We start from the raw sequence: 23835 nt of genomic DNA, 5'->3' as shown, positions 1-23835 counted from the left end.
CGAGCAGTGCGTGTGTCGAGCGTTTTTAAGTGGATCATATTGCTTCTACCCGCTCTTATTTGGCTGGCGGTCAGGCAAATTGAACATATTTGGTGGGCGGAGAATCTTACCTCGATTCCCGCCCTCATTGTGTTCACTTACGTTGTTTTAGCCTCGGCGTTTTTTATTGCTCGCCGATGGTTGCAAAGTGCATTTTCTGCCTTTGTCGCTATTTTGTTTGTCTCGTTACTTGTTCCGCCGCAGCGCAGCCATGTGGCGTCTTGCTCGCAGTCTTTGAGCGTCATTCAATTCAATCTTTTTTACGAAAACTCAGACATCAATCAGTTCATCAACTATCTGTTGAGGCATCCTGCTGATTTGGTGGTGATGCAAGAGCTGACGCCGCGAGTTGGCAGCCTTTTGCACATGTTGGATGATATCGATCCGCATTATTATGGTGGCCAACGTGACGTGGGGTACCCTTCAAATTTGATGATTCTTAGCCGACACCCCATCACGGAGGTTTCGGTTTATCGTGCGCCAAATGGACAAGAAGTCATCAGAGCGGTTTGGCTGCCTAAAGGTCAAGCACCGATCTCTTTGTTTGCGGCTCATCCACCGTCACCAAGAACCAGCGAGCTTTGGCATCAAAGAAATGCGCTGGTGCGAACTATAGAAATGCTGACCGCGCTTTATCCCGAGCCAGAAGTGTTGGTTGTGGGGGATTTCAATCTCTCCTCGGTTAGCCCTCGTTTTGCTACGCTGTTCCCGAGTTTTCAAACCGCGCCAGTGACGAGCTGGCCAACTAACATCAAAGGCATCAACGTGCCAGAGCCGATGATGATAGGTATTGATCATTTGTGGCTAAAATCTGAGCAAGGACAGCGAATCATCTGCTCTCGTGAATCCTCTGCTTTTCCTCAAGGCTCAGATCACCGCATGGTGACAACCCAGATCGGTGTGCATATCCCATAGTTCAAGCCCTTAGAGTTTGTCATGTTTCATAAGTAAAACCGGTACTGAGCTTTTCATAGAATTGACTGTCTCTGACTGTTCTCTGTTATTTGAGCAAGTTCCATGACCTAAACTTTGCTTGCTTCCTATACTGAACTAACGAAGCAGGATTTTTATAACAACAAGAGGCAGCTTGCATGACAAGAACAACCTCATTTGCACTCGTTCTATTACTGATGTGCGCATACTTTGGTTACAACCGTTATTACGTGTATCCGCAGCAGTTGGAAACACAGGCCAAATCCATGTTGATACAAATGGCAAATCGCGAAGAGTGGATGGATGTGTTTGAGATGATGAATCGCGTAGAGGCGCACAAAGGGCATTTAGAACTCGTGGCCGATGTTACGTCTTCTGATGGCAAACGTGCTTACAGTGAAGGCTTTATTACCTATACCGATCGTGAAGGTGTCGTCTGTAAACAGGTGGTGTTTAACTTTAAAATCAACTCTTTGAAAAACTACAGTATTTCAGACTTACGAGACTGCTCGTACGGCGAATATTATTAAGGTGAGTTGCTTAGTTAAGTCCGGTAAAACTAAATTTGAATATCCAAACAAAAATAGCCTCATTGTCGAGGCTATTTTTGTTTCTGCGAAAGAGAAAAATTGGCAAGTTTAATCGAGCGATTTCTTAAACCTCAGTGACGCAACGACCAATCCAAATACGGTAAACCCGAGCAACCAAAGGGTATCTCGCCATAAGTCGATCAGATCCGCTCCTCGCAACACTATGCCTCGAATCATGCGCATAAAGTGAGTGGCGGGCAGGGCTTCTGAAATCCACTGTGCTGCGACTGGCATGCCCTCGTAAGGGAACATAAATCCAGACAGCAGAATTGAAGGCAGAAGAATGAACACCGTCATTTGCATGGCTTGAAGCTGAGTTGTGGCGATGGTGGATATGACCAATCCTAAAGTTAAGCTGGCGGCGATAAACAACAAGGTTCCAAACAGAATTTGGCTGATTGCACCGTTAATCGGCACGCCGAAAATCCAATGTCCCAACCCTAGAATGATGAAAACCTGAATTAAGCCGACAAAGATATACGGCACGATTTTCGCCACCATTAGCTCTATCGAGTGGATGGGCGTGGTGATCAATAGCTCCAAATTTCCCCGTTCACGTTCTCGTACAATCGCGGCACTGGTGAACAAAATCATCGTCATGGTGAGAATCACACCGAGTAAGCCGGGTACGATGTTGACCGCAGAACGCCGACTTGGGTTGTAGTAGAGTGCGACTTCGAATGTTTTGCTGGGCGCTGGGCGAATCTCGAAATCAAAATCGGTCAATGGCATGGTTTGCAACGACAATATTGCCGAGCTGATCATGGTATCTGACCCATCCACAATCCATTGCCCAAGCTCTCGACCTTGCATCATGCGTTGTGTGAGATCGCTTGGCAAAATCAGCACGGCGCGCACAATACCATCTTGAATCGCTTGTTCAGCCTCTTGCGCGGTGGCATAGGTTTCTTTGATATCCACCACTTGAGTGACTTTGACGGACTGGGTAATGATCCGCCCGGCAGTGCTGCCACTTTGGTCGACAACCCCTACCGGAATGTTGCGAATGTCCGTATTGATTGCGAAGCCGAACAGCAAAAGCTGGATAAGCGGGATCATCACCACCATGCCAAATGTGATTCGGTCACGGGAAAGTTGGCGAATCTCTTTGATCATGACGGCTTTCATGCGAGCGATAGGTTTCATCATTGGCGGCCTTTCCCTGTCACGCTGACAAAAACATCTTCTAAGCTTGGGCGAGCGTGGTTCATTTCAGTGTTTTGAAGTTCGGGAAACGTCTGCTTTAACCATTCAATCGGCTGCTCGACATGCTGGTGGATAAGGATGCGTAAACGAATCCCCAACTGCGCCGCAGAGCGAACTTCGTCACGTTGAATTAGCTTTTCTTTGAGTTCACGAAGTTTGTCGGCTTTCACCTCAATGATATTAACGCCCATCTGTTCCATTAACTGTTCGGGTTCGCCATCGGCACGAATTTCGCCTGATTCCATGATCGCCAGACGGTGGCAGCGTTCCGCTTCGTCCATGTAATGCGTGGTGACCAAAATCGTCGTACCTTGATCGCACAAGTCGAACAACTGCTCCCAAAAATCGCGTCGATTTTCGGGATCAACGGCGGATGTTGGCTCATCCAAAAACAGCAGTTCGGGTTTGTGCATGGTTGCCGCGGCGAGTGAAAGGCGCTGCTTTTGACCGCCACTCATGCCGCTTACGCGCTGTTTGCGCAATTGATCCAACCCGTAAGTGGTGAGCTGCTCTTCGATCCGCTCTTTCAGCGACTTGCTGCTTAAACCAAAAATTTGCCCAATAAATTCGAGGTTTTCTTGAACGGATAGGTCGTCGTACAACGAGAACTTTTGTGTCATGTAGCCAATTTTGAGCCGCAGTTGTTCGGATTGCTTTGGGATTTCTAATCCAAGCACATTCACACTGCCTTCGCTTGGGCTAAGAAGGCCGGTGAGCACACGAATGGTGGTCGACTTACCACAACCATTTGGCCCCAAAAATCCGTAAATGCTGCCTTTGGGCACGTTGAGTGTGATGTTATTGATAGCAGTAAAGTCGCCGAACTTTTTGACCACATTTTGAGCTTGAATTGCATACTCGGTCATTGGCTTACTCCATCAAATCTACTTGGGCAGGCACACCGGACGGCAACGTTTTGGCAGTCTCAGGTAAATCAACTTCTGCTAGATACATCAATCGTGAACGTTCTTCTTCGGTTAGTGCGAAGTAGGGCGTGAATGACGGCTCACTAGCCACCCAACGAACGGTGCCTTGTAATGGACTCTCCAGGCCATCGACATTTACCGTCACGGTTTTCCCAGGAATAAACCCGATTCGATAATCGGCAGGAACATACACTCGCGCATACGGCACGCGGTTGGCTTGAATCACGGCAACCACACCGTTCACTGGTACGCGTTCGCCAAGGTTGTAAGGCAAATTATCGAGCGTACCGTCACGCGTGGCCGTGATGGTGAGTTCTGCCAGTTTTTGCTCTTGCAACGCCACTTCGGCTTTTGCCGCCATTAAAGCGGCTTTAGCTTGTTCGATGTCTTCTAGGCGAGAACCTGCGGTGAGCTTACTGAACTCTTCTTTTGCTGAGTCTAATTCCGCTCTCGCAGAGTCCCTTGCCGCAAGAGCGGAATCTTTTTCGGATTGGCTGATGAGCTTTTTACGCACCAGTTCTGCTTTGCGTTGATAGTTTTTCTGCGCTTCGGTGAGCTGCGCTTCCGCTCGGGCTACGCGTGCTGATGCGGCAGCAATGTCTTCTGGGCGTTCACCATTGGTCAATTTAAGCAAATACGCTCCCGCTTTGGCTTGCTCGGCAACGGCGTGTGCAAGAACGGCTTGTTGATTCTTAGTATCGAGCTGAACCAACACTTCCCCTTCACTGACCAAGCTGCCTTCTTTGACAGGAAGGGCTCTAATTATCTCATTAGATGTGGCGGTAAACGTTACGCGGTCACGCTCTAGAGTGCCAAGCGCTTGGTGCATGTTATCTTTTGAACAGGCGCTTAAAAGGGCAATAATCAATGTGCCAAAAATGATTCGCTTCATAGTGCGGTGCTTCCTTTGAAGAAGTAATGCATGAATAGATAACTTGCGAACGGGAGCGTGTTAATTGAGCCCGCCAACCCGTCGCTAACCGCCATCCATAACGATTTCTTTTTAGAGCTTAGCATTTTATCTACAAGCGATTCTTTTTAAATAGAGAGGCTTAGCGTTGGAACAAGCTTGTCGCGAGGTGGAATGAAAAAACCTTGAACGAGGTCAGGTTTTTCCTGATAAGTAAAATTAAATGCCCAGCGATAAACACTAGGCTAGTTGAGGCTGCAAGTTGTCAATTGATTCTGAATTAGAAATCACTTCACATTTTAAGTGGTTGATTCGTAAAATGGATTGCGGTCGGCCATGACAATAGGCAAGGTGTTGAATAATACGAATCACTCATATAAGGCCATCCATGACAACAACTGGTCACGTGCATTTTTATATTGGCACTTACACCAACCCACCGAGTACGAGCACGGGCATCGCGCGTGTAGCGCTGAACACTGAAACGGGTGAACTAACTCGGCTTGACGATGCTGTAGTTCAACGTAATCCGTCCTATCTCACGACCACCGAACACGGGCTGTATACGTTTAGCGAAATGGATAGAAATGAAGGTGCAGAGCTCGCGTTTTTTCGCGGTAGTGAATCCGTCTCTTTGCCGATTAATGGCGATTATCCGTGTCATTTGGATATCAAAAAACCGTTGTTGGCGGTTGCTAATTATGGCTCTGGAAATGTTAACGTATTTCAATTGGATCGCGATGGTAAACCGCTTAGTTTGTTGACGGATTTATACGTTGATGGGTGCGGGCCAAATTTAGAACGCCAAACTTCTCCTCATGCTCATCAAGTCACGTTTTTAAAGCACAGTGATCAATTGGTTGTCGTAGACTTAGGCAGCGATAGCGTCCTTATTTATGATTACGATGCCCAGCAGCCGGATTTTTCACTGTCGCAAGTGATTCATTTACCCGCAGGTTCGGGACCGCGCCATGTGGTGTTTAACCAACAAGAGTCGACAGCGTATGTGGTTTGCGAACTGTCAGAAACCTTGATTGTTCTAGTTAAGCATCAAGATAAATGGCTTATCTTGAATCAAACAGAATTATTAGGAGGGGAAGAGAATCAGCAAGCGGCGGCGGCGATTCGTCTTTCGTTAGATGAAACGTTTTTGTATGTCTCTTGCCGAGCTCAGAACAAAATCAGTGTGTTTGATGTGTCTGGTGATACGCCCAAAAGGCGAGCAGCCATTCACTGTGAAGGGGCTTTTCCACGAGATTTTGTGTTGTCTCATGATCAAAAGTGGTTGCTGGTTGCCAATCAACATTCCAACAATGTGGTGAGCTTTCGTCGCAATCCTCAAACAGGGGAAATTACTGCAACGGGTTATGACTGTGAGATAGGCTCTCCAGTGTGTATTGTCGAACACCTTTGTAACGATTAACGCAGAAGCAGCAGGAAATAGAAAAGCCTAGCGGGCGGCTAGGCTCTCAAGGATAAAAACAGTTAACGCCAATCTTCGAGGCACACTTAGACGTAAATTTTGCCTTTCATATACAACACACCATCACCAGATACATTGACGCAATCCTCTTTGACTTCGCAGTACAGAACGCCACCACGCGCTGATGCTTGATACGCCACTAAAGATGCTTTGCCGAGCTCTTGCGCCCAATATGGTGCTAAGCCTGCGTGGATTGATCCTGTGACAGGGTCTTCATCTCCGCCGTTTGCTGGCCAAAAGTAGCGAGATACAAAGTCGTATTGACTGCTTTTTGATGTGACGACGACATCGTAAGGGGCGAGTTGTTTCAGTTGGTCGGATCGATATTGAACATCGAAAACGGTTTGCTCATCTTCCACGATGACGAAGTAAGCTTGTGGGCTAAGCAGTACGTGTGTGACTTCGCAGTTTAATCCCTCAATTAATTGCGTAGGAATGGCGTTGACGGGCTGTGGCACTCTTGTCGGAAATGTCATTTCAATCTTGCCAAGTGCGTTCTTAATTACGGTTAAGGTGCCCACTTTTAATGTGTGAAACTCAATACTTCCTGTAACGCCGAGTTGGTCGAACAACACCATGGAAGCAGCGAGCGTTGCGTGTCCACAAAAGTCGATTTCTGTGAGTGGAGAAAACCAGCGTACTTCATATTGATTCGTACCAATCGTTTTAACAAACGCGGTTTCAGAGAGGTTGTTTTCCGCTGCAATGTTTTGCATTAGATCTGGTTCTAACCACTCTTGCAAGGGTACAACTGCGGCTGAGTTGCCTTTAAATTGCGTGTCTGTAAATGCGTCAACGACGTAGATATCCAGTTCCATTTTGTCTTCCTTGTTCTATGAGTGGTTAGTTAGCATAAACCAGATGCAACTCAGAGAATAAGAAATTTATATTTGAATCTTAAAGTATCAAAATAGACGATGGTTTTATATTTTGTGATACTTATTGATGTATCTTGGCTTGGGTTGATGAATAGACTTGAATTGAACTCATTGAAAGGAATAAACACATGAAAGCGATTCACAAGTCTGTTTTGGCCCTTAGCGTTTTGGTTATCGGCTCTGCCCACGCTTTTGAACTAACGAGCAAAGATATTCAAGAAGGTCATCCAATGGCGAAGACATTTGAATATTCAGGTTGGGGATGTGATGGTGCGAACCAGTCTCCACAACTGATGTGGAAAGACGTTCCAAAGGGTACAAAAAGTTTTGCGATTACCGCGTACGATCCTGATGCACCAACAGGCAGTGGTTTTTGGCATTGGATAGCGTTTGATATTCCAGCCTCAGTTAACGAATTGCCTCGTGGCGTTGATATTAGCAAGCTCGGCGGTAAGGAGTCTCGTATCGATTACGGTACTACTGGTTTTGGCGGCGCATGTCCTCCAGAAAAAGATGGTATGCACCGCTACCAGTTTACCGTTTGGGCCTTGCCAAGTGACAAGTTGAACTTGGATGAGAACACGCCAGCGGCGGTTGTGGGATTCACGTTGAATAGTGTCGCATTGGACAAAGCGAAGTTAACCGCGACTTACACGCGATAATTAAATGCTTAAGGGGAGAAGATGGGGCATCAATATCAAGTGACGCTGTTTCGTGCGGAGCAGCAGCAAAAGCTGCGTAACGTCAGGATTCACTCCCCGAGTATTATCCAGATCATTAAAGGGAGTAAGCGTCTGTTTTGGAAAGACGAAGCGTTTGATATTCTTCATCCTAACATCATGCTTTGTGAAGCAAACGCTTCGCTGAATTTTGAAAACCTTCCTCAACAAGGGCGTTTTCTCTCACGAATGTTCAGTTTTCACTGTGTACCTAGCGATGAAATGTTAGAGCTGAGTATGAGTAATGCATTGGGAAATTACGTCCCAGCGGTGGAGACAGATAAAGCACTGCAAGCGACATTAAATGCCTTGTTTTCTTTTGAACGGGAAAGTTTAAGTGAAGCGACGCAACGTTATTGGATGATGGGGTTGTATCAGCAGTTAGCAGAGCGAGGACTATTGCATCGGCTTTTCTCGAGTTCCAATACCTCGTTCAGTCAGAAACTCAGCCGCTATCTGTCACGCTCTCCGGGCGATGACCACCCTTTGGAATTTGTTGCTGAGCGCTTTGCTATGAGCCGAGCAACGTTGATACGCAAACTCAAGCAAGAGGGCACTCAGTATCGCGAAGTGCTGGCAGAAGTGCGCTTAAATCACGCACTCTACCTGATGCAAAATGGTTCATACAACGTTGCGTTACTCGCGCAGTTGTGTGGCTATCAATCGGAAGGCCGTTTTAGCCAACGATTTAAAGGGAAGTTTGGTTTAACGCCCAGTGAGTACATAAAAACTGTCGTCAGTTAGTACTTAATATTGCTGTTTGGCTCGATCTTTTATGTTTCCAATTTTAGCTCTGGTATTTGGTTTTCATCCTCAGTGCGACGTTAACCAAAGCAATCAGAACAGGAACCTCGATTAGCGGACCAATCACGCCAGCGAATGCTTGATCGGAGTTCAGGCCAAATACAGCAATGGAAACCGCGATCGCCAGCTCGAAGTTGTTGCCCGTCGCCGTAAAAGCGATGGAGGCATTTTTGTCGTAGGGGATGCCCATTCTCTTCCCGATAAAGAAGCTGGTAAAAAACATCAATACGAAGTAGATCGCTAGTGGGACTGCTACGCGGAACACATCCATTGGCAGTTGTAAAATCATCTCTCCTTTGAGGCTGAACATCAGCACGATGGTGGCGAGCAAAGCGATCAAAGTAATGGGTGAAATTCGAGGAATAAACGCATCGTTGTACCACTTATCACCCTTTGCAGCGACTAACCATTTACGACTGAGAAAACCAGCGAGGAACGGAATACCTAAGTAAATCAATACGCTTTCCGCAATGTCTCCCATGGAAATATCAACCACAAAACCTTCATAGCCAAAGAACGGTGGAAGTACGGTGATAAATAGCCAAGCCATAACGCTGTAAGTCAGAATTTGAAATGCGCTATTTAATGCCACCAAGGCCGCGCCATATTCTTTGTTGCCGCCGCCAATATCATTCCACACTAAAACCATAGCGATGCAGCGTGCAAGGCCAATCAAAATAATACCGACCATGTAACCCGGATGATCACCAAGAAAGGTTAAAGCAAGAACGAACATCAGGATTGGACCGACGATCCAGTTCATAACCAGAGACAGCGTGATGGCCTTTTTATCTCTCGTTACCGTTCCCAATAGACCGTAGTTCACCTTGGCGAGTGGTGGGTACATCATCAAAATCAAACCAATGGCGAGTGGTACGTTCGTACTACCAACGGACATTGCTTCGTTCCATTCTGCTACTTGCGGGTAGGCTGCGCCTATCCCCACGCCGATGGCCATTGCGACAAAGATCCAAACCGTTAAGTAGCGGTCAAGAAAGCTCATTTTTTCGCTGGCACTATTTAAAACTTCAGTCGTCATAGTGGTCTCTATTCGTTTATCGTCGAAAGGCGATATATAAGGTTATAGTTTATCTTTGCGCGCATGGAAAGCGCGCAACGTGTCTTAGCTAAATAAACCGGAAAATTGAGCGTTAAACGCGTTCAGTTTTTCACGTTGAATGCGGTAACAAACCTTTGGCGGGTTAGGTTCTGCACTGATAAACCCTGCCTGTTTTAGAATACGTAAGTGTTCTGATACGGTCGATTGCGCTAAACCTAACTCAGAGACTAAATCGCTATTTAAGCAGCCGCCCATAGTGTCTAAAGTGTGAAGAATATGCAGAATGCGTAAGCGAGCAGGATGAGACAGCGCTTTTGCTTGAGCGGCGAGTGCTTGCTCTTTATCCAGTTGTTTTTGTGTGGCTTCAAAAGCAATTTCGCATGTTTCGCTGCATTTGTTGCTCATGAGCAGACCTTTATAGTTAATCGTCGAATTGCGATTAAGTGTACGTGTGCTTTTTCTAAGGCGCAACTGTTGAAAGGAAAATTGAAGATAAGCGACGTCAAAAATGGGAAGGGATGATGTCTCGAAAAATATTTGGCGGACTAACAAAGAATTCGGTCAAATGGCAGCAAGTAAAAAAGCAGAACTTAAAGATACGACGAATTGGGGGTGTGGTATCAGGAGCTAAGTTCTGCTTGGGGGTTAGGTTGTGAGCAATTTTCTATATTTCCTGCGAGCCAAATCAGTATGGTGAAAAAAGGGGAGGTAAAAAAGAGATTAGATTTCTTCGCTTTATTCCTGATAAGACCAAATAGGTGGGTTTTTCCTACAATATAGGGACGAAATGCTAGTAAAAGGGGAACAAAGTGTTTGGAAGTTTTCTTATTTTATTGCCGCTAAGTTCAGTAAAATACGCCTATTCAATGACCTCCTAGAGTTAAGGTACGTGCGGTGTCTGATCTCAACTTATTTCGTTATTACCAACGCTTGCTCTCTTTTGGTGTTGGTAATGAAGCAAAAACTACGCTGCAAGAAATCGCCGATTTGTTGTTTACTTCGCCTCGTCATGCGCGCAGTTTGCTAGCGCAGATGCAAGAGATAGCGTGGTTAAGTTGGCGACCAAAACCGGGACGGAACCAACGTTCAACATTGTTGTTAAATGTTGAACTCAGCGCGCTAAAAGAAAGCCTTGCACTAGAGCGAATCAAGCTTGGTAAGTACGAGAAAGCGCTGTCGATTCTGGATGAAGATGAAGCTGCATTTGGGCGACTCCTCAAAACAACGTCGGGCGCATCGGTAAAAGAGGGGCGGCTCAATATTCAGCTGACCTACAAACGCATGTTCGAGCGTGTGGTTCCGCATCAACTGCAGCGAAGTAGTGAACGTTTTTTGCTTCGCCAAATTTATTGTTGTTTGGTTTCGAGCGATTACAACGGACAGGTGCAGCCAGAGCTGGCTCATCATTGGCGTTATGATGACAGCTTGTACGAATGGACATTTTATCTTCGTCCGGGTCTGACTTTTCATAATGGCAACCCAATTGATGCTGAAACGGTTGTCAGTTTGTTCGCCAAATTAAGCTCTTTGGAATACTACGAAAAAGAGCTGGAGCATGTTGCCAACATTACGGCACTTAATCCGTTGAAGGTTGTTTTTAAGCTTAATCGACCTGACTTGGGTTTTGCTGGACTTATTTCTGGCGTGAAATATGGCATTCAGCCCGTGAGTCAGGTGAACGTTGCTAACAACAAGTTGGTGGTGGGGAGTGGCCCATTTTCCGTCGTTGAGCACAGTGAAAACCGTTTGAAACTGCAAGCGTTTGATGGCTATTACGCGTGTCGAGTATTAACGGATTTTGTGACGATATGGATCGTCAACGATGAACAGATGGAAAATCCATCGCTTGCCGCAAACACATTGCAACCAGAACCTGATTCTGCTGATGACATGTGCAGCCACTATATGTCGACGCCAAACAGTGAAGTATCACCAGCGAGTAAACGCAGTCGAACGGAAGACGGTTGTTTGTTCGCACTGTTTAACCATCATGCAAAGCACGCTTTGTCTCAGGCCCAGCGCCGATACATCAGTGAATTGATTCAACCTGAACTGCTAGCTGACGTGATGCGTAATGAAAACATTATATTTGGGAGCATACCTGCTTATAACTTATTGCCTAACTGGAAGCCAGTGTTGCGCCCCTTTGGAGATGCGGTCAAGTTGCCAAAGCTGATCACCATCGCAGGGTACAATTACACGGCGCTACGCCGGTGCGCACGAGCGATTTCTTCGCGTTTAGAGCGTGCGGGCAGCCGAGTGGAGATCGTTATGTACTCCTACCGTGAACTGAGCGAGAAAGCTAAAAACGGCACGCTTGATGAGACTCTGGTTGTCACCAATATTAACTTGGACGATAACCGTCATGCGTCTGCGTTTAGCAACTTCTTTAGCAATGCAGTGCTTTACCACACCTTAGGGGCGCAAAATGCGGCGTGGTTGGATGCTCAAATGGAAAATGTCCGTGCATTCTCACTGCTTGAAGATTACCTGAGCGCGTTAGAGCCGATTGCGTCCACTTTGATCAGCGAATATTGGATTGCACCGATGTTCCACCATACTCAGACGCTACGTTTTCAAGGGGTCTTGGAAGATGTCGCACTCACAAACTGGGGATGGCCAGACATACGATCCGTTTGGTCTGCGGACTGATCAAAACCGCCTGAATGGCGGTTTTTTTGTGTCTGCAATTTGGTGAAAGCCAGTGACGTTTTTATTTCTTCTAGCCAACAAATGTGATGTTTATCTACGTTTTAGTGTGAGCTATCAATAAATGGCCCGAAATGAACTTTGAAATTAATCACGAATTATATTGAGTCAATAGGTCTAATGTGATCTGATTTAAATAATGTAACTTTAAGAATATTTTCGAGAAAGTGATTTTATTCAAAATTCGTCTATTGATTTGTTGCTCAAATAAAATTTGTAGATTTTTTACGTGTGAGATTTTTGAGCTCTATCCATTTAAACAAATTGACAGGCTTTAAAGTGTGATTCGAAGCGCAAAAGTAGCTCGGTTGCGCGGTTGGGACTCTGTTATTGATAATTAACCCATCAGATGACGAACTGTTGATAGGGTTAAATATGCTGTACGAGTTAATCGACCACGAACTAGTAGATGTAATTAATGATCGCGCTTACCAATGGCAAGATGCGGTTAAAAAGACCACTCAATACCTAGAAAATAAAGGTTACGTCTCCCAGCACTATGCTGATGCGATCATCCGTTCAACGGAAGAAAACGGTCCTTACTATGTGTTATGCCCTGGATTGGCTATGCCTCATGCCCGACCTGAAACTGGCGTTTTAAAAACAGGCTTAGGCATCCATATTTTCCCATCACCTGTTGATTTTGGATCGGATCTCGGTCCGGCCAATATTCTTATTACCTTAGCTGCGAAAGACTCTGATACCCACATTGAGGTGATTCAAGCGTTGAGCGAGATGTTTGTGGATGAAGAGAACATTGCAAAACTGGCACAAGCCTCTTCCAAAGAACAAGTGCTAGACATAATAAAAGCATACTAAAAGGAACATAACGTGAAAGCAAACATGCGAGCCAATGTGCAAGCCTTCGGAGGTCATTTGACCGCCATGGTGCTGCCAAATATCGGAGCCTTTATCGCTTGGGGCTTTATTACTGCACTCTTTATTCCTACGGGGTGGATGCCAAACGAAGCCTTTGGCGAACTCGTGGGGCCAATGATCACTTACTTGCTGCCACTTTTAATTGGTTACACTGGTGGTCAGATTGTTGGTGAAAAACGCGGCGCGGTAGCGGGGGCTATCGGTACGATGGGCGTGATTGTCGGGGCTGACATACCGATGTTTGTTGGCGCAATGATCATGGGCCCACTGAGTGCTTGGGTTGTGGTGCAAGTGGATAAACGTATTCAACACCGCATCCCTTCTGGTTTTGAGATGGTGGTCAACAACTTCTCGTTGGGTATCGTCGGTATGTTGTTGTGTTTGTTCGCCTACGAGATTGTTGGCCCTTCAGTCACCGCAGCAAACTTGTTTGTGAAATCAGGCATCGAAGCGTTGGTTGCGACGGGTTTCCTGCCTCTGTTAGCGATCATTAACGAACCAGCAAAAGTGTTGTTCCTGAACAACGCCATTGACCAAGGTATTTATTACCCACTAGGCCTGCAAGCGGCCGCAGAAACGGGCAAGTCCATTTTCTTTATGGTGGCGTCTAACCCAGGCCCAGGTCTTGGTATGCTGCTGGCTTACGCAAAGTTTGGTCAGGGTTTATCTAAACGCTCTGCGCCAAGTGCCATCATCATTCACTTCTTTGGTGGCATTCATGAGCTGTACTTCCCATATGTACTCATGAAACCAATCATGATTGTGGCAATGATTGCTGGTGCGGCGACAGGCATCGCAACCTTCAACCTATTTGATGCCGGTTTGGTCGCGGGTCCAAGTCCAGGCTCTATCTTCTCTTACCTTGCTCTTACTCCGAAAGGTAGCTTCATTGCGACCATCGCAGGTGTGACAAGTGCAACGATTGTCTCTTTCTTGGTAGCAAGTGCGATTCTGAAGGTGAGCAAATCAGAAGAAAAAGAAAGCGAGTTTGAGAAGTCAGTTTCTGACATGAAAGAGATGAAAGCGGAAGGCGCAGTTAAGCCAGTTGCAGCTGCTACGACGCAAGAACTAAGCAAACCAATTTCATTCGTCGCATTCGCTTGTGATGCAGGTATGGGCTCTAGTGCAATGGGCGCTTCGACCTTCAAACGCAAGCTAGTACAAGCTGGGATAGAGATTGAAGTGAAGAACTTTGCCATCGAGAAAGTCCCGAGTGAAGCCGACATCGTCGTGACGCACGAGAGCTTAGAAAGCCGCGCAGTCAACGCGACAGGTTTACCAGTCGTAACGATCAAGAACTTCCTCAACGACCCAGCGCTTGACGAGCTGATGGACAAGATTAAGCAACAAGCGGTCGCGACTGAGCAACCAGCCTAACAATGCAGTTTGGGGCGGCAGGTATCGCCCCAATTAGGAGAGAAATCATGGTACAAACAACGGCAGCGGTTATCTGTGGTGAGAAAAACGTTCAACTAAGAACTTTTGATTTGCCAAGCATTTCAGCCGATGAACTTCTGGTTAAAAACATTTCAAACAGCATTTGTCTATCCACTTACAAAGCAGCATTGTTAGGTAGCAAACACAAACGCGTTCCTGAAAACATTGACGAAGTGCCAGTGATGACAGGTCATGAATACGCAGGTGTGATTGTTGAAGTCGGTGAGAATCTAAAAGACCGATTCAAAGCTGGCGATTACTTTGTTCTGCAACCTGCCATGGGCTTGCCAACAGGCTACTCGGCGGGCTACAGCTATGAGACATTTGGCGGCAACGCGACGTATTCCATTATTCCTAAAATCGCTATCGACCTAGGCTGCGTGCTGCCTTACCACGGCGATTACTTTGCTGATGCGTCGCTGGCTGAGCCAATGTCTTGCATTATCGGTGCGTACCATGCGAGCTACCACACCACGCAATACGTGTACGAGCACGATATGGGCATCAAAGAGGGCGGAGCATTAGCGCTACTTGCGTGTGCTGGCCCAATGGGCATTGGTGCGATTGACTATGCGATCAACGGCCCTGTAAAGCCAAAACTGATCGTGGTGACGGACATCGACGCCGCGCGTTTAGACCGAGCTGAAAGCCTCATTCCCGTTGCAAAAGCCAAAGAGCAGGGCGTAGAACTGCACTACGTGAACACGGCTCAAATCGACGACCCGGTCACGTATCTCAAAGCACTCAACGGTGGCAATGGTTATGACGATGTAATGGTCTACGCGGCGGTTGCTCAAGTGCTTGAGCAAGCGGATGAGCTACTTGGCAATGATGGTTGCTTGAATTTCTTTGCTGGCCCAACGGATAAGAACTTCAAAGTGCCGTTTAACTTTTACAACGTGCATTACGAATCAACCCATATTGTAGGGACGTCCGGTGGTTCAAAGGGTGACATGGTGGAATCTATAGAGCTTTCCTCACAAGGTAAGATCAATCCATCGTTCATGATCACGCATGTTGGTGGCTTACAAGCTGCACCCCATACGATTTTGAATCAGTTGGATATTCCGGGCGGTAAGAAGTTGATTTACCCGCATATTGACCTGCCATTGACCGCGATTGATGACTTTTTATCGCTGGCAGACCAAGACCCGTTCTTCGCCGAATTAGACGCAATTTTGAACGCTAATAACTATGTGTGGAACGCGCATGCAGAAAAAGCGTTACTTGAGTTTTATGACGTGAGCTTAACGGTTTAGTTGCAACGAATTTGTGTGGTAGCCTTTGCGCTGCCACACAATGGAGAGGTCATAATACGTTGTCACGTGAAGATGAATTACTGGAGAAACTGGACGAGTGCGAAAATGCCACTGCGTTTCTTCAGGTTTCTAACAAAATAATTAACCTCAAGTTAAAAGCACTGCTTCCGAAAGTGTTCGTTCAAGACGACCTTGTGAAGGAGTATGCTGTGGATCCTTTATTGAAAGAAGATGGTCCGTTAGCAACAACCGATGTGGTATCGAAGCTGATGTTTGCGATGGGCAAAATCTCTTTGGAAACTTACGCCGATATCGGATTGTACGATCAGGTCTTGGAGTACGTGGTTAGCCAACCTGAGAAAGTCGAATTCGCGGATGACGTGATTTACGATTTCATCAAAAACCAAGCGGTACTCTCTTCTCAGCAAGACAGCTTTTATCTTGAGTCGATCAATCAGCTTAAGTTCTCTTCGTTTGAGTCCTTTTCGCAAATGAGATACGAATCTCTCATCAAAACAGTGTTGAAGCTGTCGTGTGAAATGTTGATAGAAAGAATCGAAGGGGAGATCAATCAATAAGGATTCACCATGAAAGTGAATTTAAACGTCAGTGGTTTTGAAACCGAAGCTACCTTTCCTGATGCCGACGTAAAGCGAATCCATCAACCTCTTATCGAAAAATTTACCCGTCTTTATCATGAGAAGCAGGAACGCATTGTGGTGTTCTTGTGTGCCCCTCCGGGCAGCGGTAAGTCAACCCTTGCTGCGTTCTGGGAATATCTTTCTGAACATGATGAAAGCCAAGAGCCTTTACAAGTGCTGCCGTTTGATGGTTTCCACTATCCAAATGAGATCCTCGACAACAATACGATTGAACGAGATGGCGAGCTCGTGCCTCTGCGCAGTATTAAGGGGTCCTATCAAACATTTAATCTGACGGAGCTTATCGACAAGCTCAAACAGCTCAAAATGAAAGATACAAAATGGCCATACTACGACCGCAATTTGCATGATCCAGTCGACGACGCCATTTTGGTAAATCGGAATGTGGTTGTCGTTGAGGGGAATTGGTTACTGCTTAATGAACCGGTGTGGAATGAACTGCATCGTTTGGCCGATTTCACCGTCTTCGTAGATACACAGCCTGAGTTTCTACAAGAGCGTTTAGTCAATCGTAAGATTCGTGGTGGTACAGAGCCAGAAGCTGCATTGGAGTTTTATTTGAACTCAGATGCCGTAAATGTAGATAAGGTTTTAAATCACTCGATTCCAGCGGATCTCACGCTGTTTCTGAATCAAAACGGTTCGTTCGAAATTCGATAATTCGTCCACAACTTAGGAGGTCACCATGGATATCGTCGTTGATAGCCACACCCATACTATTGCCAGTGGACATGCTTACAGCACCATTTTAGAGAACGCATTGGCAGCGAAGAATAAGGGGCTAAAACTTCTTTGTACCACCGATCATGCTCCCGAAATGCCAGGAGCCCCTCACTACTGGCATTTCAATAATCAAAGAATTTTGCCCCGCTTTTTACACGATGTAGGTATTCTCCGTGGTGTCGAAGCCAACACGCTGAATGTGAAAGGGGAGATAGACTTACCACCTTCCTCTGACCAACATCTTGACTGGGTGATTGCGAGTTTCCATGAACCCGTATTCAAGCCCGCGACCGAAGCTGAGCATACTGCCGCTCTGATAAGTGCTATTAAAAGCGGCAGGGTGGATGTTCTCGGTCACTTAGGTAACCCAAATTACCCATTCGATATGGAACAGGTGCTGCGCTGTGCTAAAGAGAACAATGTTGCGGTTGAAGTTAACAATACATCTTTGACAGGCAAAAGCCGTAAGGGCAGTGATTCTCGTTGTGATCGCATTGTCGAGCTGGGCAAAGAGATTGGCGTTTACTTCAGTACCGGATCTGATGCGCACTTCTGTGAAGAGATCTCTAAGTTAGATTTGGCGATTGCTTTGCTGGAAAAACACGGTGTGGAAGAAGAGAAGATACTCACTACGTCGACGAGCCGATTCTTGAACTTCTTATTGCTGAGAGGTAAGGCGAGGATTCCAGAGTTTAAGGATTTTTACTAAGTAAAATCCCAAACACATTAAACGAAGTATTTTCTTATACAGCCCTAAAACCCGCCAAGCAGCGGGTTTTATTCGTTTTGGGGAGGCGTAGAACAGACAACGCGACTGTCATATAAAGCGTGAAAAGAGGAATCAATGAAAAAGGGAACGAAGGCCATAATTCGAGAATATTATAGGCCGAGCGGGAATTTTATTGCTCTTAATCAGTCATAAGGTTATGAGCCGCTTTTTGTGTTCCGCTGTTCAATAACGAGCGATAACAGGCGAACAAGTAGGGACTGAGCTTCAGGAGACAGCAAGCGTGCAACGGCCATTAGGTCATCCGCTGTTACGTGTTGAACGCCTCTTATATCCAATGCGATGTCGAGATCGGTCAAATGCAGAGAGCGCAGTATGGAGCGATATTGGGAAAGTTTCAGGTCGGATTCTCCACGCTCTATCCGTTGATACGTTTTCACACTCATCCCTGCGATGTTTGCCATTTGTTCACGGGAGAGGCCACTCGCTTTTCTTCTCGCAATCAGTGCTTCAATAATAGGGTCGACCTGCATGTGCTCTCCTGAAAGGACAGTTTTGACCTAAATAAAGCAAGAAGTGGACCAGTTTAACCATCTCATATTTACCTGTTTTGCAATCAGTATAAGAATAGCTATCTAATAAAAATGTACATATTTTAGTCAGTTATAAACTCAATGGAAAAGTATCAATCATACAAATCAATAGAGACAAAATCCTCAATTCGCAAAATGCAACGCATTTTAGATCAATTATTTAGCGAGCTTAATGAGCAGCATCGTGTCACTAAAGAAAATGTTGTCGCTCTGACTCGACAGTCTCAACAGAGGTTGATGAACTACAAAGAGCTTTATCTTCATAAAGAATCGATAGGTGAGGTAGAGTTGCAGATTGCGTATGAAAATATGAGTGTGACTGAGAAGCAGGTCGCGGATATGGGCGTTTCAGCATTAACTTATATCATCGGAGCGTTAGATAAAGCGTATTAATAGAATGGGCAAGCTAGCTTAGATTTAGACAGTTTGGATAACACCTAAAAGAAAGGATGCAAATGCTGGGGAACCACACCCAGCATTCGGACACTCATTTACCTATAGTTTCGAACCGTAAATCAGTGTTTAGAGGTATGTGAACCGAACAGTGTCGGTACGCAGCGAATAATAGCGATATTGTCCGATCTAGGCTACGCCCCTGGAATCTAACACCTTTACTTGAACTGTAAATTAATTTGTACACCTATCCAAAGTTGAGCGGTTGAGCACGTTTTTACTCTCATTAGGCGATAAAAGACTGATTAGTGATGAAAATAACAACACATCTTAGGTGAATGAGGAGAGTTGTTAAAATATATCGCTATAAGATTGACCTTTTGCTTTTCAATCGTCCTGCTTATGCCTTACAATCTTTTCGAACCAAATCCATTCACGACGAATGGGGTTGATGAATTAAGATGAACAATTTTGCTTCGAACCCAAAGTTGTGCGCATTTCATCAACGATGACATCGCCCAAAACGACTCTCAAGTGTTCATGTGCAATTGAATTAACCACCTTTTGCTGCATGTTTTCTTAGCCATACAAGGCTCTTGTAACATAGTGCTCTTGTAACCAAATTTTGGTTGAGTAGAGCGTTTTGTTGGGTGTGCTTTGGATGTAGCACAACTGGCGAGAAATAAACGGATTGAATTTAGAGGTATTAACCGTGAACCTAAAACTTGTCGGCAGCTCCTTGATCGTTGCAGGTACTGCTCTTGGCGCTGGTATGCTTGCTATACCAATGGTGCTTGCTCAATTTGGCCTCCTCTGGGGCACTCTTCTTATGTTATTTATCTGGGCTGGGACGACTTACGCTGCGCTGCTCCTTCTTGAGGCCAGTTGCAAAGTAGGCGGCGGCGCGAGCATGAATGCAATTGCTCGCGAAACGCTAGGTAAAGGTGGCCAGTTGGTAACCAACAGCTTGCTTTACGCCCTGTTAGTTTGTCTATTGATGGCTTATATCATTGGTGCGGGTGATCTCGTACAAAAAGTAACAGCCTCAATTGGGCTGCCAACATCTACGATCGCAAGCCAAGTCGGTTTTACTCTTTTAGTCGGTATCATTGTTTCGGCAGGCACAGGGGTTGTAGATAAGCTTAATCGCGGTTTGTTCCTAGGCATGATCGTGGCGCTGATTCTGACACTTTTTGCGCTTGCACCAAGCGTCTCGTTTGAGGGACTTGATGAAGTCGTGAGTGACGATAAGATGGCGCTAATTAAGACAAGCTCGGTGCTTTTCACCAGTTTCGGTTTTATGGTCGTGATCCCATCGCTTGTAACTTACAACAAAGAAGCGAGCAAAACTCAACTGCGTAATATGATTATCGTGGGTTCAACTATTCCGCTTGTTTGTTACTTATTATGGTTGTTAGCAGTTGTCGGTAACCTACCACCTCATGAGCTTGTTCAATACTCCAACGTAACGGAGTTGATCTCGGTATTAGGTCAGCAATACGAGGGTTTGGAGTTTATCCTATCCATGTTCACTGGGTTAGCACTGTTAACATCGTTCTTAGGTGTGGCAATGGCGCTATACGATCAAAATGCAGACCTACTGAAAGCAAGTAAGCCAGTGATTTTTGTTACTACTTTTGTGCTACCACTACTAGGTGCTGTATATGCGCCAGAACATTTCTTGGCTATTCTTAGCTACGCGGGGATTATTCTTGTGTTTCTCGCGGTCTTTGTCCCATTATCAATGACAATGAAAGTACGTCGAGTGCCAGTAGAAGATGACAGTATTTATGAAGCTGGTGGCGGCGTAATGGGAATGAGCATGATCTTCCTATTCGGCTGTTTCTTGCTGTTTGCCCAAGCAGTATAAAATCACGCTAGCTTATTTAAAAACTGAGCCGCCCGTTGTATAACGGGCGGCTTTTTTGTGTTTATAACCCAAACACAGAGGACTTAAAAAGTTATCAATATCAGTGATACTTTACCTTTCTCTGATAATCACGATAAGCTTTGACCTTGTAGTAAAACTCCTTGGCGAAAGGCTGACATGTGCAGTGATTCACTTACCTATTATGTTGCTATTGATATTAATAAGAGGCTCTGTTGTGTCAAAGCAATTATCTTTTGCCATGGTTGGCGTTATATTGTCTTTAGGTGTGTTCAGTACAGAAGTGATGGCTGACCCGAAACATAGGCATGGTCATCGATATGATCACCATCATGAGCATCACCATCATCATAAACGCAAGCACAAGCATAAACATAAGTATAAACATCGTGACGTTATTTATGTGGAGTCTCGACGACCAAGACGCAGTTACTACTACCACGACCGAATTCCTCGTAATAGTACCTACATAAAGATTGGAGATTTCACCTATTTAAAAGTGGATGATCGTTATTATCGTCGCTCCAATGACCGCTATATCCATGTTGAATTCAACTAGAGTGGGAAAGGCAGCATAGCAAGCGTGATAACAGTTTTGAGCCGAGTGGCAACAACACTAAAAACTAGGCGCTCTAAGTCTAGATACCACTGCGATAGAGGTCTAAAAACAAAAACAGCGAGCATTGGCTCGCTGTTTTTGTTTAGGTGAAGACTAGACTGTAAATCGGTTTAATATTTGATCTTGTTTATGTACATCTTCTTGCTGTGCCTGCATAGCATCGTTAGTTCGATTTGCAGATTCGGCGACTTGAGTCGATAGGTCTTTAATATTCACCGTATTGTTGTTGATCTCTTCCGCAACTAAGCTTTGTTCTTCCGCCGCTGAGGCGATTTGTAAGTTCATATCAGAAATACGCTGAATCGCATCACGAATACATTGTAGCGCGTTGTTTGCCAAGTCTGCTTTTTCTACGGCTTCTACAGCGCTACCCTTGCTTTGATGCATAGCATTTGCCACAGATGATGCGCCAGATTGCAGCTGCTCAATCATAGTACGAATTTCTGTTGTTGATTCTTGAGTTCGTTGCGCCAGTGTACGAACTTCATCAGCAACGACGGCGAAGCCTCGGCCAGATTCTCCCGCACGTGCAGCCTCAATTGCGGCATTCAACGCGAGTAAGTTCGTTTGGTCCGCAATATCGTTGATGACTTTTAGAATCGTTTCGATGTTGGCGGTTGCAGATTCAAGCACTTGCACTTCTTCGACAGCAAGGTCAATGCTATCGGAAAGCATGTTGATCGTTTGTGTCGATTCACCGACCACAGAAGAGCCCTCAACCGTTGCTTGATCAGCTTCTTTGGCTGCACTTGCTGCGCCTTGCGCATTATTGGCAACTTCAGTCGCGGTAACAGACATTTCGTGCATCGCGGTGGCTAATTGTTCTAGCTCTTGTAGCTGAGTTTGAATAGCACCAGCCGAATCTTTTGCACCCTCAGCGGTGATTTGAGTGCCATTCAAAATTTGATCAGAAATACTCTTCGACTCAATAATTTGCTGTTGCAAGTTTTCCATGAACGTATTGAAGTTTGTAGCAAGCTCTGAGAATTCTTGGTCAGTATCAGTTTCAAGGCGCTGTGTAAGATCGCCTTTCCCAGACGCAACACCTTTAATCGCGTTGTTTAATGTGTCTAGCGGACGCATGAGTGTGCGAATGAGCAGAGTCAGTGCAATAACAGAAGCAATCACGGCAATGATTGAATAAATAATAGCGCTGTTGCGAAGCTCTCCTACGGCAGAGTAGGCGATAGCTTCATCAATAACTGAACCCACGTACCAGTTCTCGCCCGGGATGTGAGTCAAGTTAATCATATAACGATCGCCATCGATCTCAATGTGTTGCGTTGATTGTGTAAGATCGACCTGTGGTAGGTAGCTACCAACTTTTTCACCGTTGTATTTGCTTTGAGGGTGAGCAATGGTTGTTCCATCAGCGGTGACCAAAAATAAGTAACCAGCGTCAAACAGATTCACTTGGTTGACGAGGTCTGAAAGGGTAGTGAGCTCGAGGTCATAAAACATACCAGCTAAGAACTGGCCGTTTTCTTTTACTGGTGTACCAACAGAGATGATGACGTTTTTTGAAGACGCATCGACGTATGGGTCTGTTACGACCAAATCGCCTTTGTTTTTAGCTGCGATGAACCAAGGACGTTGACGCGGATCGTAGTCTGGTCCTGCTTCCCAGCCGTCGTCATTTTCAATCACGAAGCCATTGCTTTCATAACCAAAGCCAATCGCAAGAAAGCTGGCTTTTGGTGTTGGTCGCTCAAGAATGTTCTGAACGTAGTTGTGTGAACTTGGATTAAGTTCGATAACTTCAGTAATAGAACGAGCGAGATCCTTTTTAGCATTCATTTCTGATTGCACGGTATTTCCAACACTGGTCAATATCTCGTTCACACTCGAGTCAATGTGCTCCTGCGTTTGGGAGCGGATCGTCATAACTTGTTGCGTCGACAGTAGTGACACGGTAATTAGCAGCAAAAATGACGAGGCTGTGACAACCTTATGTCTAAATTTCATGAGCTTTCCTCTGATTCTCCCGGTTGGCTTCACTATGCTTTCACCTCTTTTTAAACGAGTGAATTCGGCATCAAGAGAAACCTATTGTGTTTGGTTATCTTTTTTATCGACATCTTTGTCAAAAACATGAGTCTATTTGTTGTCTTTTTTAACCAAATTTAAACAAAACGGTAAGTTACGACAAAAACCGTGAGTTTGATCAGATTTGTGCGCTCTGTTAATGAAAGCGTCATAATGAAAAGAATTGCGTAAAGCATAGTGATTAAGGTTGGCGTTATTGGTGAGATGAGAGCGACTTAACTGTCGTAAAAGGGGCGTGATTGGAGCTGTTCGTTGTAAGTTATGAGCGTTTGCTAATTAAGTGATCTGAATAGAGCTGTAGATAGAGTTTTAGACATAAAAAAGGCCCCGACAATGCGGAGCCTTTGTTGAT

At 45.4% G+C, this 23835-nt stretch carries 23 protein-coding genes; 15 read left to right on the top strand and 8 right to left on the bottom strand.

Translation table 11 applies throughout. The features are described from left to right. Window positions 1-12 precede the first annotated feature (12 nt). Together CBX98_RS10195 and CBX98_RS10190 are read left to right on the top strand one after the other, a co-directional pair. The gene (locus CBX98_RS10195; RefSeq protein ID WP_172605950.1) at window positions 13-954 is read left to right on the top strand and encodes an endonuclease/exonuclease/phosphatase family protein; all 942 of its coding nucleotides are present in this window, start codon (window positions 13-15) and stop codon (window positions 952-954) included. A 176-nt stretch (window positions 955-1130) separates the two neighbouring features. Continuing rightward, entirely contained in the window at window positions 1131-1502 is a 372-nt protein-coding gene (locus tag CBX98_RS10190; RefSeq protein WP_005391248.1) for a hypothetical protein, read from the top strand. 108 nt (window positions 1503-1610) lie between these two features. Here the strand turns inward: CBX98_RS10190 and CBX98_RS10185 are convergent, their stop codons facing one another. From CBX98_RS10185 to CBX98_RS10175, 3 genes are read right to left on the bottom strand one after another with little or no spacing between them, the layout of a single operon-like run. Further along, complete coding sequence (locus CBX98_RS10185) at window positions 1611-2708, bottom strand: ABC transporter permease (RefSeq protein WP_172605955.1); 1098 nt, start codon at window positions 2706-2708, stop codon at window positions 1611-1613. After that, window positions 2708-3634: an ABC transporter ATP-binding protein gene (locus CBX98_RS10180; protein WP_109169131.1), complete on the bottom strand. Its 927-nt coding sequence runs from the start codon at window positions 3632-3634 to the stop codon at window positions 2708-2710. The genes CBX98_RS10185 and CBX98_RS10180 overlap by 1 nt, the downstream gene beginning before the upstream one ends. A gap of 4 nt (window positions 3635-3638) precedes the next feature. Further along, window positions 3639-4586, bottom strand: a complete 948-nt coding sequence (locus tag CBX98_RS10175) for an HlyD family efflux transporter periplasmic adaptor subunit (RefSeq protein ID WP_109169130.1) — start codon at window positions 4584-4586, stop codon at window positions 3639-3641. A gap of 406 nt (window positions 4587-4992) precedes the next feature. Between CBX98_RS10175 and CBX98_RS10170 the strand changes: the two genes are divergently transcribed. Beyond that, complete coding sequence (locus tag CBX98_RS10170) at window positions 4993-6027, top strand: lactonase family protein (protein ID WP_109169129.1); 1035 nt, start codon at window positions 4993-4995, stop codon at window positions 6025-6027. 86 nt (window positions 6028-6113) lie between these two features. Here CBX98_RS10170 and CBX98_RS10165 read toward each other — a convergent pair whose 3' ends face one another. Further along, the gene (locus CBX98_RS10165) at window positions 6114-6905 is read right to left on the bottom strand and encodes a PhzF family phenazine biosynthesis protein (RefSeq protein ID WP_109169128.1); all 792 of its coding nucleotides are present in this window, start codon (window positions 6903-6905) and stop codon (window positions 6114-6116) included. A gap of 188 nt (window positions 6906-7093) precedes the next feature. Between CBX98_RS10165 and CBX98_RS10160 the strand changes: the two genes are divergently transcribed. Together CBX98_RS10160 and CBX98_RS10155 are read left to right on the top strand one after the other, a co-directional pair. After that, a complete protein-coding gene (locus CBX98_RS10160; protein WP_005482606.1) occupies window positions 7094-7627 on the top strand; it encodes a YbhB/YbcL family Raf kinase inhibitor-like protein in 534 nt (177 codons plus the stop codon). Between the two features lie 21 nt (window positions 7628-7648). Then, a complete protein-coding gene (locus CBX98_RS10155; RefSeq protein WP_046873725.1) occupies window positions 7649-8428 on the top strand; it encodes an AraC family transcriptional regulator in 780 nt (259 codons plus the stop codon). Between the two features lie 43 nt (window positions 8429-8471). Here the strand turns inward: CBX98_RS10155 and arsB are convergent, their stop codons facing one another. Continuing rightward, window positions 8472-9527, bottom strand: a complete 1056-nt coding sequence (gene arsB, locus CBX98_RS10150; RefSeq protein WP_109169127.1) for an ACR3 family arsenite efflux transporter — start codon at window positions 9525-9527, stop codon at window positions 8472-8474. An 84-nt stretch (window positions 9528-9611) separates the two neighbouring features. Further along, a complete protein-coding gene (locus CBX98_RS10145) occupies window positions 9612-9953 on the bottom strand; it encodes a winged helix-turn-helix domain-containing protein (protein ID WP_005391232.1) in 342 nt (113 codons plus the stop codon). 489 nt (window positions 9954-10442) lie between these two features. Here CBX98_RS10145 and CBX98_RS10140 point away from each other — a divergent pair, with 489 nt between their 5' ends. The 7 genes from CBX98_RS10140 (at window position 10443) to CBX98_RS10105 (ending at window position 17926) form a co-directional block, all read left to right on the top strand. After that, the gene (locus tag CBX98_RS10140) at window positions 10443-12200 is read left to right on the top strand and encodes an SgrR family transcriptional regulator (protein ID WP_109169126.1); all 1758 of its coding nucleotides are present in this window, start codon (window positions 10443-10445) and stop codon (window positions 12198-12200) included. Window positions 12201-12632: 432 nt separating this feature from the next. After that, entirely contained in the window at window positions 12633-13076 is a 444-nt protein-coding gene (locus tag CBX98_RS10130) for a PTS sugar transporter subunit IIA (RefSeq protein WP_005391226.1), read from the top strand. A gap of 12 nt (window positions 13077-13088) precedes the next feature. Then, window positions 13089-14513: a PTS mannitol transporter subunit IICB gene (locus tag CBX98_RS10125; RefSeq protein WP_081442488.1), complete on the top strand. Its 1425-nt coding sequence runs from the start codon at window positions 13089-13091 to the stop codon at window positions 14511-14513. A 47-nt stretch (window positions 14514-14560) separates the two neighbouring features. Continuing rightward, on the top strand, window positions 14561-15832 hold the full coding sequence (locus tag CBX98_RS10120) for a zinc-binding dehydrogenase (protein WP_109169125.1): 1272 nt from the start codon (window positions 14561-14563) through the stop codon (window positions 15830-15832). Window positions 15833-15891: 59 nt separating this feature from the next. Continuing rightward, window positions 15892-16410: an MltR family transcriptional regulator gene (locus CBX98_RS10115; RefSeq protein WP_031780192.1), complete on the top strand. Its 519-nt coding sequence runs from the start codon at window positions 15892-15894 to the stop codon at window positions 16408-16410. A 9-nt stretch (window positions 16411-16419) separates the two neighbouring features. Continuing rightward, complete coding sequence (locus tag CBX98_RS10110; protein WP_005391222.1) at window positions 16420-17154, top strand: nucleoside/nucleotide kinase family protein; 735 nt, start codon at window positions 16420-16422, stop codon at window positions 17152-17154. Window positions 17155-17179: 25 nt separating this feature from the next. After that, window positions 17180-17926 (top strand): phosphatase, encoded by a 747-nt coding sequence (locus CBX98_RS10105; RefSeq protein ID WP_109169124.1) that lies wholly within the window; start codon window positions 17180-17182, stop codon window positions 17924-17926. Between the two features lie 215 nt (window positions 17927-18141). Here CBX98_RS10105 and CBX98_RS10100 read toward each other — a convergent pair whose 3' ends face one another. Beyond that, on the bottom strand, window positions 18142-18477 hold the full coding sequence (locus CBX98_RS10100; RefSeq protein WP_048625270.1) for a helix-turn-helix transcriptional regulator: 336 nt from the start codon (window positions 18475-18477) through the stop codon (window positions 18142-18144). 141 nt (window positions 18478-18618) lie between these two features. Here CBX98_RS10100 and CBX98_RS10095 point away from each other — a divergent pair, with 141 nt between their 5' ends. From CBX98_RS10095 to CBX98_RS10085, 3 genes are all read left to right on the top strand, one after another. Next, the gene (locus CBX98_RS10095) at window positions 18619-18930 is read left to right on the top strand and encodes a hypothetical protein (RefSeq protein WP_006742087.1); all 312 of its coding nucleotides are present in this window, start codon (window positions 18619-18621) and stop codon (window positions 18928-18930) included. A gap of 712 nt (window positions 18931-19642) precedes the next feature. Further along, window positions 19643-20800 carry an aromatic amino acid transport family protein gene (locus CBX98_RS10090; protein ID WP_109169123.1) on the top strand — a complete coding sequence of 386 codons (1158 nt, stop codon included), beginning with the start codon at window positions 19643-19645 and terminating at the stop codon, window positions 20798-20800. 235 nt (window positions 20801-21035) lie between these two features. Next, window positions 21036-21377 carry a hypothetical protein gene (locus CBX98_RS10085; RefSeq protein WP_081441257.1) on the top strand — a complete coding sequence of 114 codons (342 nt, stop codon included), beginning with the start codon at window positions 21036-21038 and terminating at the stop codon, window positions 21375-21377. Window positions 21378-21530: 153 nt separating this feature from the next. Here CBX98_RS10085 and CBX98_RS10080 read toward each other — a convergent pair whose 3' ends face one another. Then, complete coding sequence (locus CBX98_RS10080) at window positions 21531-23402, bottom strand: methyl-accepting chemotaxis protein (RefSeq protein ID WP_109169122.1); 1872 nt, start codon at window positions 23400-23402, stop codon at window positions 21531-21533. Window positions 23403-23835 lie beyond the last annotated feature (433 nt).

Source organism: Vibrio sp. T9, from assembly GCF_003123985.1.
Lineage (GTDB): Bacteria > Pseudomonadota > Gammaproteobacteria > Enterobacterales > Vibrionaceae > Vibrio > Vibrio diabolicus.
This window is presented reverse-complemented; position numbering and strand designations above follow the sequence as displayed.

Excerpts from the sequence above, each read along its gene's own strand:
- CBX98_RS10190 (WP_005391248.1), top strand. The coding sequence starts at position 1,131 with ATGACAAGAACAACCTCATTTGCACTCGTTCTATTACTGATGTGCGCA.
- CBX98_RS10185 (WP_172605955.1), bottom strand. The coding sequence starts at position 2,708 with ATGAAACCTATCGCTCGCATGAAAGCCGTCATGATCAAAGAGATTCGC.
- CBX98_RS10180 (WP_109169131.1), bottom strand. The coding sequence starts at position 3,634 with ATGACCGAGTATGCAATTCAAGCTCAAAATGTGGTCAAAAAGTTCGGC.
- CBX98_RS10175 (WP_109169130.1), bottom strand. The coding sequence starts at position 4,586 with ATGAAGCGAATCATTTTTGGCACATTGATTATTGCCCTTTTAAGCGCC.
- CBX98_RS10170 (WP_109169129.1), top strand. The coding sequence starts at position 4,993 with ATGACAACAACTGGTCACGTGCATTTTTATATTGGCACTTACACCAAC.
- CBX98_RS10165 (WP_109169128.1), bottom strand. The coding sequence starts at position 6,905 with ATGGAACTGGATATCTACGTCGTTGACGCATTTACAGACACGCAATTT.
- CBX98_RS10160 (WP_005482606.1), top strand. The coding sequence starts at position 7,094 with ATGAAAGCGATTCACAAGTCTGTTTTGGCCCTTAGCGTTTTGGTTATC.
- CBX98_RS10155 (WP_046873725.1), top strand. The coding sequence starts at position 7,649 with ATGGGGCATCAATATCAAGTGACGCTGTTTCGTGCGGAGCAGCAGCAA.
- arsB (WP_109169127.1), bottom strand. The coding sequence starts at position 9,527 with ATGACGACTGAAGTTTTAAATAGTGCCAGCGAAAAAATGAGCTTTCTT.
- CBX98_RS10145 (WP_005391232.1), bottom strand. The coding sequence starts at position 9,953 with ATGAGCAACAAATGCAGCGAAACATGCGAAATTGCTTTTGAAGCCACA.
- CBX98_RS10130 (WP_005391226.1), top strand. The coding sequence starts at position 12,633 with ATGCTGTACGAGTTAATCGACCACGAACTAGTAGATGTAATTAATGAT.
- CBX98_RS10120 (WP_109169125.1), top strand. The coding sequence starts at position 14,561 with ATGGTACAAACAACGGCAGCGGTTATCTGTGGTGAGAAAAACGTTCAA.
- CBX98_RS10110 (WP_005391222.1), top strand. The coding sequence starts at position 16,420 with ATGAAAGTGAATTTAAACGTCAGTGGTTTTGAAACCGAAGCTACCTTT.
- CBX98_RS10105 (WP_109169124.1), top strand. The coding sequence starts at position 17,180 with ATGGATATCGTCGTTGATAGCCACACCCATACTATTGCCAGTGGACAT.
- CBX98_RS10100 (WP_048625270.1), bottom strand. The coding sequence starts at position 18,477 with ATGCAGGTCGACCCTATTATTGAAGCACTGATTGCGAGAAGAAAAGCG.
- CBX98_RS10095 (WP_006742087.1), top strand. The coding sequence starts at position 18,619 with ATGGAAAAGTATCAATCATACAAATCAATAGAGACAAAATCCTCAATT.
- CBX98_RS10080 (WP_109169122.1), bottom strand. The coding sequence starts at position 23,402 with ATGAAATTTAGACATAAGGTTGTCACAGCCTCGTCATTTTTGCTGCTA.